5 protein-coding genes are annotated in these 9,483 nt (G+C 36.7%); 4 read left to right on the forward strand and 1 reads right to left on the reverse strand.

What is annotated here, in order from left to right:
• The coding region (locus HRT72_05515) for an adenosylhomocysteinase (protein NQY67166.1) at nt 1–1,113 on the forward strand (1,113 nt) is incomplete at its 5' end.
• A 50-nt stretch (nt 1,114–1,163) separates the two neighbouring features.
• Here HRT72_05515 and HRT72_05520 read toward each other — a convergent pair.
• Nucleotides 1,164–1,589, reverse strand: coding sequence for a hypothetical protein (locus HRT72_05520; protein NQY67167.1), 426 nt, complete (start codon nt 1,587–1,589; stop codon nt 1,164–1,166).
• 80 nt (nt 1,590–1,669) lie between these two features.
• Between HRT72_05520 and HRT72_05525 the strand changes: the two genes are divergently transcribed.
• The 3 genes from HRT72_05525 to HRT72_05535 form a co-directional block, all read left to right on the forward strand.
• Complete coding sequence (locus HRT72_05525; protein ID NQY67168.1) at nt 1,670–2,188, forward strand: hypothetical protein; 519 nt, start codon at nt 1,670–1,672, stop codon at nt 2,186–2,188.
• A gap of 275 nt (nt 2,189–2,463) precedes the next feature.
• Nucleotides 2,464–6,459 (forward strand): carboxypeptidase regulatory-like domain-containing protein, encoded by a 3,996-nt coding sequence (locus HRT72_05530; GenBank protein NQY67169.1) that lies wholly within the window; start codon nt 2,464–2,466, stop codon nt 6,457–6,459.
• Between the two features lie 10 nt (nt 6,460–6,469).
• Nucleotides 6,470–9,483, forward strand: a 3,014-nt coding sequence (locus tag HRT72_05535; protein ID NQY67170.1) for a T9SS C-terminal target domain-containing protein, incomplete at its 3' end; no start/stop codon positions are given.

The raw sequence follows: 9,483 nt of genomic DNA on the forward strand, positions 1-9,483 counted from the left end.
GAAACATTAACAGCATTAGGTGCTGAGGTTACTTGGTCGTCTTGTAATATATTCTCTACACAAGATCAAGCTGCTGCTGCAATCGCCGTAACAGGAGTTCCTGTTTATGCTTGGAAAGGATTGAGCGATGAGGATTTTGATTGGTGTATTGATCAGACAATTATGGGTTTTAAAGATGGTAAGCCATTAAATTTAATTTTGGATGACGGTGGAGATTTAACAAATATGGTATTTGATAAATATCCAGAATTGTGTGAAGGAATTAAAGGGTTATCAGAAGAAACGACAACAGGTGTTCATAGATTATACGATAGAATGAAAGCAGGTACATTAGTTATGCCAGCAATTAATGTAAACGATTCAGTTACTAAATCTAAATTTGATAATAAATACGGATGTAAAGAGTCTTTAGTAGATGCAATTAGAAGAGCAACTGATGTAATGATGGCCGGAAAAGTTGCTGTTGTTGCTGGTTATGGAGATGTAGGGAAAGGTTCGGCAGCTTCTTTAGCTGGTGCTGGTGCAAGAGTTATAGTGACTGAGATTGATCCTATTTGTGCGCTGCAAGCTGCAATGGATGGTTTTGAAGTGAAGAGAATGGATGATGCATGTAAAGAGGCAAACATTATTGTAACTACAACCGGTAACTTTAACATTATTCAAGGAAAGCATTTTGAATCAATGAAAGATCAAACAATCGTTTGTAACATTGGGCATTTTGATAATGAAATTGATATGGCATGGTTAAATGGGAATCACGGTAATACTAAAGACACTATAAAGCCACAAGTTGATCAATACACCATTAATGGTAATGTTATCTTTGTTTTAGCTGAGGGTAGGTTAGTGAACTTAGGTTGCGCAACAGGGCATCCGTCATTTGTAATGAGTAATTCATTTACTAATCAAACTTTAGCTCAATTAGAGCTTTGGAACAATACAGATGCTTACAAAAATGAAGTATATATGCTGCCGAAACATTTAGATGAGAAAGTAGCAAGATTACACTTAGCTAAGATTGGCGTTGTGTTAGAAACGTTATCACAAGAACAGGCCGATTATATTGATGTAAAAATCGAAGGTCCTTATAAAGTTGACCACTACAGATACTAGAAGTAATTAAAATTATTTGAGGCCATTGTCTATTTAGATAATGGCCTTTTTTAATTAAATATTGTGAGCTGGTTACCATCCCAGCTCGTGTTATATCGTTTTAATGGCAGGGTTGCTGGACCGATATTTACGCTTCCGTCGACAATTAGAAATTGGGAACCGCAACATGTGTCGACGGCGAATAGATTGTTTGTGTTAACATTTACCTTTCCGCAAGAATTTGTCACATCATAAGGGCAATGTCGATCGAATGCTAAGAAGTCGTCGTTAGTTAATCGGTAAATAATTATACCTCTGGAGCCACCCTCAATTTGCATCCATCCCCCTATAGGGTTGAGGTCAATATAAGATGGCATAGATGGGAATATATTAATATTTACATAAACATCCGGGACGTATTCTTGATTTAAACCCTTTGTACATGAATTCAAAAGAAAAGTAAAAAGAAATACTGATAGATAATTTAATTTATACATCCACATGTTGGTTTAATAGAATGCATGTTATACATTTCATTAATGGCAAGATCAGGAATTTTTCCAAAATTGAAAATTTAATGTTGAAATTAATTTATACAGAAAGTAAAACGAAAATGTTTCTTGCGTTGGTTTTTTTCAGCCTGCTATATTCTCAATTTTCGTATTCTCAACAAGCACCTCCTGACGGTGCTGGTAGAACCACCTGGAAACAAGTGCGTGATGATGAAAAGTCGTCTAAGAAGAATTACAAAGAGCATCATAAGAGAATCCAGAACAAGGATACTCGGAAAGAAATGAAGCAGAATAAGAAGAAGGCAAAAAAAGAAAATCTTGGAATAAAGAAGCCTTCTAGATCGGATAGGAGTAAATATAAGAAGCAGAAAAAACAGGCCAATAAGAGCAAAAGGAAGCGGCAAAGTGGTAGTGATAAGAAAAAGGGCAAGTATGTAAAGCAGGGAAAGAAAAGTAAAAAAATGAAGAAAGGGCAAAAAAAGGCTCGCCACAAAGGAAATATGAAAAAACAAGAGGAAAGTCAGAAGCGTGAGAAACAAAAGAAGCGCCTCTCGAAAACTAAAAAAGTTAGAAGACCCAAATAGAAACTCAGGGTGGATTCTAGATATGGGGTAAATCAACTAAAGATAATAGAATGCTAAACAAGCTCAATTGTTTAATCGGTAGATACACAGTAAAATATAATGGTTTTTAAATAGGAGGTTAATTGGGAAACAAGTTAAATAGATGTTAAATCTGTTTTTATATTAAAGATAAATTCGCAGTGAAGGAGGCAATAAAAAGGTTAATATTGAATAAGAGCCACTATATATTTTATATATTTACGTCCTTGAAAAAAGCGAGCATTGAAATGATATTGTTGAAGAGAATATTAGTTGTAATATCGGTACTCTGTCTTTCTGTACAGGGGTTTTCACAAAGTGGTAACGGTTCTGTTAAGGGAGTTTTAACAGATGCTGAGACAGGAGAGCCGATTCCATTCGCGAATATAGTAATCCAGAGAGGTGGTGATTTTGTTGCCGGTTCTGCCACGGATTTTAACGGAGAGTATAATATTAAGGCTATTCCTGTTGGGACATATGACATTATAGCAAAATATATCGGTTTCAGTCCTCTGAAAATGACAGGGATTCGTGTGAGTACTGGAATTCAGGTTTATGATCTGAAGTTAAGTAGTGGTATTCAGATGGAGGAATTTAAAATTGTTGTGTATACTAAGCCTCTAATAGATATAAAGGGTGGTTCAGTTCAAACAATGACTGGAGATGAGATTAAGAAAATGCCAGGAAGGGGTGTTGAAAGTGCGGCATTGATGGCAGGTGGTGTAGTATCTACAGATGGTGAAATTGAGAGTATTAGAGGGGCGCGTTCGGATGCAACGGTTTACTACATTGATGGTATAAAAGTAATTGGTTCGATAGAGTTACCGCAATCAGCAATTGATCAGGTTGAAGTTATTCTTGGAGGGTTACCACCGATGTATGGTGATGCAACAGGAGGGGTAATTAGCGTAACGACTAAAGGTGCATCTAGTGAGTTTTTTGGTAGTATAGAATTTATGTCAAGGGTTGCAGCGCATAATTACTGGGATTTTAATTCAAGTAATATGGTGAGTTTTATGGCAGGCGGACCCTTGGTTCAATTGAAGGACAAGGCGAAAATTGCGAAGGCAGTTGCTGATGGGGAGAATACGGGTTCTTTGGATATGAAAAAATACAAGAAGCCTTTTATTAGCTATATGGTTAGTAGTCAGATTTATCATCAGCCAAACTATGGTTATCAAGGTGGATCATTATATAGAGCGAAAGATGATGTTATTGAAAGATTAGACCAGGCGCCATTAGTATTGCAAGCCGAAGGAACTGCTATGTCAGCTGAATATCTGAGAGCATCTGATTTTGAACCGATTAACAAAGCAAAAGAAAGAGGCTATAGTGGAAGTATCTCAGGTAATTTTAACGTTAACACATCCAAAAAGACCACATTGAAATTTGGAGGTTCTTTTGCATATGATGTGTCAAGCGAAATGCAAAGGGATCAATTGATGTTTAATAGTGATGCTCCTAGAACCCTGAATAATGATATTACTTGGCGGGTGTTTGGTAAATTCACACATAGGTTAAGTCCGGATTCTGCTAGCTTAGCTCTTAAACCTGATTCTTCAAGATTGTTCAAAAATGTTAATTACACGATTCAAGGGGATTATACCATGCAGAAGGTTAGTGTGATGAACGAGAAATTCAGAGACGATTATTTTTCTTATGGCCATATTGGTAGTTTTAAAACACATAGAGCGCCAACATATGAACGTGAAACTAGAGCTTTTGCTAGTCTAGACGGATCGGGAGATTCTGTATATGTTAACGCTAGGATGCATAATGCGTATAAAGACACACTCTACGAATTTACCCCAGGCGAATCAAATCCTCAGTTGGCAGCCTATACAAGTCAGTATTATAATTTTCATGGGGATAATGTCGTTGATAATTATCAAAATCGGTTACAGGTTCAACAAGGCGGTGGTTTAATTAATGGTGATCAGCCTGAATACATTGCTGGGATTTATCCAGCTCGAGGTACAGTATATGGAGCATACGCCTGGGATTCAGGTGCTAGAAAATACTATACATATTCGGGGTTTGAGAAATCTGAATATAGCCAAATGAGGTTTACTGGTAATGTATCTGTTGATATAGGAAAAAAAATATCGACTGCTCATGCGGTTTCTATGGGTTTTGAATATGAGAAAAGACCATATCGAAGTTTCTTTGTAAGTCCGATGGGGTTATGGCAAATAATGAGAGATAGAGCGAATTTCCATATACAGCAGTTAGATTTAAATTCTCCTAATTATGTATTTGCACTGGACCAAAATGGGGATTATGCTTTGAATTCTGTAGGAGATCCAATACTTGTTGACACCGTGAATTTTGATAGAATAAATAATACATCAGTTCAAAATTACTTTGATTATAACCTAAGAGAAAAAATTGGAGCAGGTGATCTCGAAATGTTAAATATTGATGAGTATGATCCAGATACGTATAGCTTGGATATGTTCAGCCCAGATGAATTGTTTAATGGAAGTACTGCAAATGCTGCAGTAGGTTATATTGGTTATGATCATACAGGAGAAAAGACGAACAAAAGATCTACGGTAGATGACTTTTTTAATGCAAAAGATGATTTTGGTAATTTTAAAAGAGAAATACCTGTCCAAGAACCAATATATTCTGCTTTTTATATTCAAGATGAATTTGCATTTAGGGATCTATTCTTTACAGCCGGTATTAGAGTAGATAGATATGATAATAATCAACAGGTTCTAAAGGATAAATATTCCCTATATAATATTAGAGAAGTTAATGATTTAACAAATGATGAATTAGGGGATATTCCATCAAATATTGGCGGAGACTATAAAGTATATGTTAATGATTATAAAAATCCCGAAAGGATTCAAGGATTTAGAGATGGAGATGTTTGGTATAATGCATCAGGTATTGAGCTAAATTCTTTTGAGCAAGTAAAATCATCTACAGGTATAAATCCATATTTCGTAGAAGATGCATCCGTAATAGAAAGTAACGGTATTAATTCTTCTGCATTTGAGGATTACGTGCCTCAAGTTAAAGTGAGTCCTAGATTATCATTCTCCTTCCCAATTTCGGATGAAGCTTTGTTCTTTGCACATTATGATAGGTTGGTTCAACGTCCGATGTCAAGTAATGGTGCGGATTATATGCAGTACTTGTTCTTAAAGTCTGTGACAGATGCCGAGATAGAAAATCCAAACCTGAAACAGGAAATGACTATTGATTATGAGCTTGGTTTTCAAACTAAATTGTCGAATAAGTCAGCGTTAAAATTCACGGCTTATTACAGAGAAATGCGGGATCAATTAAATGCTGGTGTTGTTAATGGCGCCTTTCCAAATACATACTATACTACTAGAAATATTGATTTCTCGACTGTTAAAGGTGGTACGATTGGATATGACTTAAGGAAAATTGGTAATACAGGTATAAGTGGTTCAGTTAACTATACACTTCAATTTGCTGATGGAACTGGATCTTCTTCTGAAGATGGATTAAAGTTGCTTAGAGCCGGATTTGCTGGAAATAGATTTTTAATCCCGCTTGACTTTGATAGGCGTCATGCTATTTCGATTGGAGCTGATTATAGAACAGAATGGTCGGATGAATATACAGGATGGGTAATAGGAGGTCCTAAACCAGAGAAAGAACCTAAAGAGAAGAAAGAAAAAAAGAAAAAGAAAAATTCAGAGGTTGATGAAGTTGTGATAGAGGATTCGACTGATGAGGTCGTGGAAGTGGTTGAAGAAGATGAGGAGCCTGGTGTCGGATTTCAAGTGTTTGCAAATTCAGGAATTAACCTTAAAGTAGTTGGAGGCTCAGGTCAACCGTATTCGTTAGAAAGAAGAGCGACGGCAACACAAACAGGAGCTAGTTCGTCTAGTTTGTTAGGAGATATAAATGGAGCGAGATATCCATGGAGGTTTACTGTTGACGTTACTTTCAGTAGAGAATTTGAGTTTGGATTAGGTTGGAGAGGAGAAGATCATAAAAAGGGGGCAAGAGATGGAGCCTGGATAGAGGGGTATTTTGAAATAATATGCTTTAATATATTAAACCTAAAGTATCCGAGCACCCTTCATAACTTCACTGGAAATTCAAATGATGATGGATACTTAGCGTCTGCTCAAGCAGAATTAGTAATTGCTGAAATGCTTGATCCTGATTCTTTTGTAGATTATTATCAAACATCAATGAAAGATCCAAGTGCATATATGTCACCGCGATTGATTCAAGTTGGAGTTAGTTTTGCCTTTTAGATAAATGGGAATGAGAATAAGTAAAATAAATATTGTATTCGGATTAATTGTAGTTATTACTATGATGGGTGGAGCTGTTTCTTTTGCTCAAAACTTGTCTGAGCTAACTAAAGCTGAATATAGAGCCTTAGTTCAAGTAAAAAAACGTTCCGAAAGAGTATCTAAGGCAGCAGGTTGTCAGCCAGGTAGTGCCGCTGCTGATTTGAATCTGAATAATGTTAGAGCAAATATTCATTCTTATGGAGATATGTGGTATGAAAAAGTTTATCAATCGAGTTATATAGTACCTAAGAATCAAGAAGCAGGTGTTTTGAGTACAGGTGGACTTTGGTTGGCAGGAACTGATGTAAACGGACAAAAGAAAGTAGCTGCATTAACATATGGATTAGATGGACAAGATTGGTGGCCTGGTCCATTGCAATTAGATAATGCATCTATTAGTGCGGAAACGTGTCTGGAATATGATCGGATATTTGATATTACAAGACCTCAAGTTCTAGAATTTATTGCTTGGAAAGAAAACCCTGAAAAGTTTGAAGGATATACAGTGCCGGATATTATTTTGAATTGGCCAGCACATGGTGGAGAGGGTGAAGATCCATATTTAGCACCATTTTATGATGGAAATGGCGATTTAAAGTATGATCCATTAGGTTCTCCTCCGTTAACGCCGGATTATCCTTGGTACGATATTGCTGGTACTGTTGGTTGTGATAGAGATGCGCCTACAACTTTGTTTGGTGATCAAACTTTATGGTGGATATTTAACGATGCGGGTAATGCCCATACTGAGTCGAATGGCCAGCAAATTGGAATGGAAATTAGGGCGCAGGCATTCTGTTTCGCTACTAATGATGAATTGAATAATATGACATTCTATAATTTCGAAATGAGAAATAGATCGTCTTTTGTGTTAGAGGATACTTATTTTGCAATTTTTGCTGAAACGGACATTGGAGCATATGATGATGATTATATAGGTTGTCATATCGAGAGAGGTTTGGCTTTCTGTTATAACGGTGATGCTGTTGATGGTCCGCAATCTGGTTATAATGTATTTGGAGAGAGTCCACCAGCTATTGGAATTGATTATTTTGAGGGTCCTTGGCAAGATGAGGATGAAATTGATAATGAAGTAGGAATTGAATTTAATGAGGCATTAAACGGAATTGGTTATGGGGATGGTATAATTGATAATGAACGTTATGGAATGCGAAGATTTATCTATGTAGATTTTCAAGCAGGGGCAACCGGATTTAATGGACCACCGCAATCGGATTATGAGTTTTATAATATAATGAGAGGGATCTGGAGAGATCAAACTCCAATGATACATGGTGGAACAGGGCATAATAATCCTGTGGAATCGTCTGATGTAGAAACAGATTTCGCATTCCCAGGTAATTCAGATGCTTTACATTGGGGAACTAGAGGTGAAATACCATCAGTTAATCCTTCAAATTGGACGGAATTAACTTCAAAAGGTGGTGCTTCAAACGCTCCAGGTGACCGAGCAAGTGTACAATCATCCGGTCCATTTACGTTGGATCCAGGTGAATGGAATGATATAACATACGGAATTGTATATGCAAGGACTACTTCAGGGGATCCATATAATTCTGTTGAGCTATTATTCTTGGCGGATGATAAAGCACAAAGATTATTTGATAACTGTTTTAAAGTTCTTGAAGGACCGCATGCACCTGATGTTGAATTCGCTGAATTGGATGAGGAGTTAGTTATTTATATATCTAATAGTGCTGCATCTAATAACTATAGAGAAATTTATGAAATAAAAGATCCCGCTATTATTGTGCCAGATTCGATAGACGTTGGATACAATACTTATTATGAATCGAATCATGATTTATGGACGGAAGAGTTTGATAGTGCTCAGCTCTTTGTAGATTATTCGTTATATAAATTCCAAGGTTATCAGATTTATCAAGTGCGTGACGCAGCAGTTTCAGTATCGGATTTGGCTAACTCAGAATTAGCTCGATTAGCATATCAATGTGATAAAAGTGATGGCTATGGCAAAATGGTAAATTATGTTTTTGACGAGGCTATAGAGGCGCCAGTGCCATCCTTAATGGTAGATGGAGCCGATGAAGGTGTGAGGCATTCGTTTAAAATAACTACGGATTTATTTGCTGCAGAGAATAAAACTTTAGTTAATAATAAGGCATACTATTTTATTGCGATTGCATATGCACACAATAATTTTAAAGATTACGACCCTCTTAATCCGTTGATGCTAGATGGACAGCAAACTCCATATTTGGCTAGTAGACAAACTCCATTTGGAAGTATCCAAACCTTTAGTGCCATTCCTCATAAGCAGGTTTCTGGAACTATTGTGCGATCAGGTTATGGACAAGGACCTCCTTTAACAAGACTAGAAGGACAAGGTAATGGAGGAAATGTATTGAATATTTCCGATTCTATGCGTAACGAAGTACTTAATGCTCCTGGTGGATTGTTGAAAAATATCACTTACGAATCGGGTAGTGGGCCAATTGACGTAAAAATCATTAATCCTTTGAATGTGCCTGATACTTCATTTACTTTCCAAATGCTGGATAATACTGCTAAAGGAGATTTAGATTCGGCAGAATGGAAAATTTGGATGGATGGATCTTTAGATACGGTATATAGTACTGTTAGTATCGCGACTCCATACGAACAATTAATTCCAGAATGGGGAATTTCTATTAGAATTAGACAAGGAGTTAATCCGGGAATATTGTTAGATGAAGGTAATGGTCTGCTCGGTTCTTCGATTGAATTCGCCGATTCAAGTAATCAATGGTTAGAGGGAGTTGCTGACGTTGATGCTGCGAATCCTGTAAATTGGATTAGATCTGGACAAGTACTATCGCAAGATGAAGGATTACAAGTTGTTGATTACCCGGAAGGATTGAGGAAGAAATTTGCGGATCCATTGGTTGATATGCTTGATCCATGGGAGGAATATGAAGGTGTTGTTGATGGGTGGTTTGCACCTTATGTTTTAGCAGCGTA

Source organism: Flavobacteriales bacterium, from assembly GCA_013214975.1.
GTDB lineage: Bacteria > Bacteroidota > Bacteroidia > DT-38 > DT-38 > DT-38.

Coding starts and splice junctions, on each gene's coding strand:
- HRT72_05520 (NQY67167.1), bottom strand. CDS start 1,589: ATGTATAAATTAAATTATCTATCAGTATTTCTTTTTACTTTTCTTTTG.
- HRT72_05525 (NQY67168.1), top strand. CDS start 1,670: ATGTTGAAATTAATTTATACAGAAAGTAAAACGAAAATGTTTCTTGCG.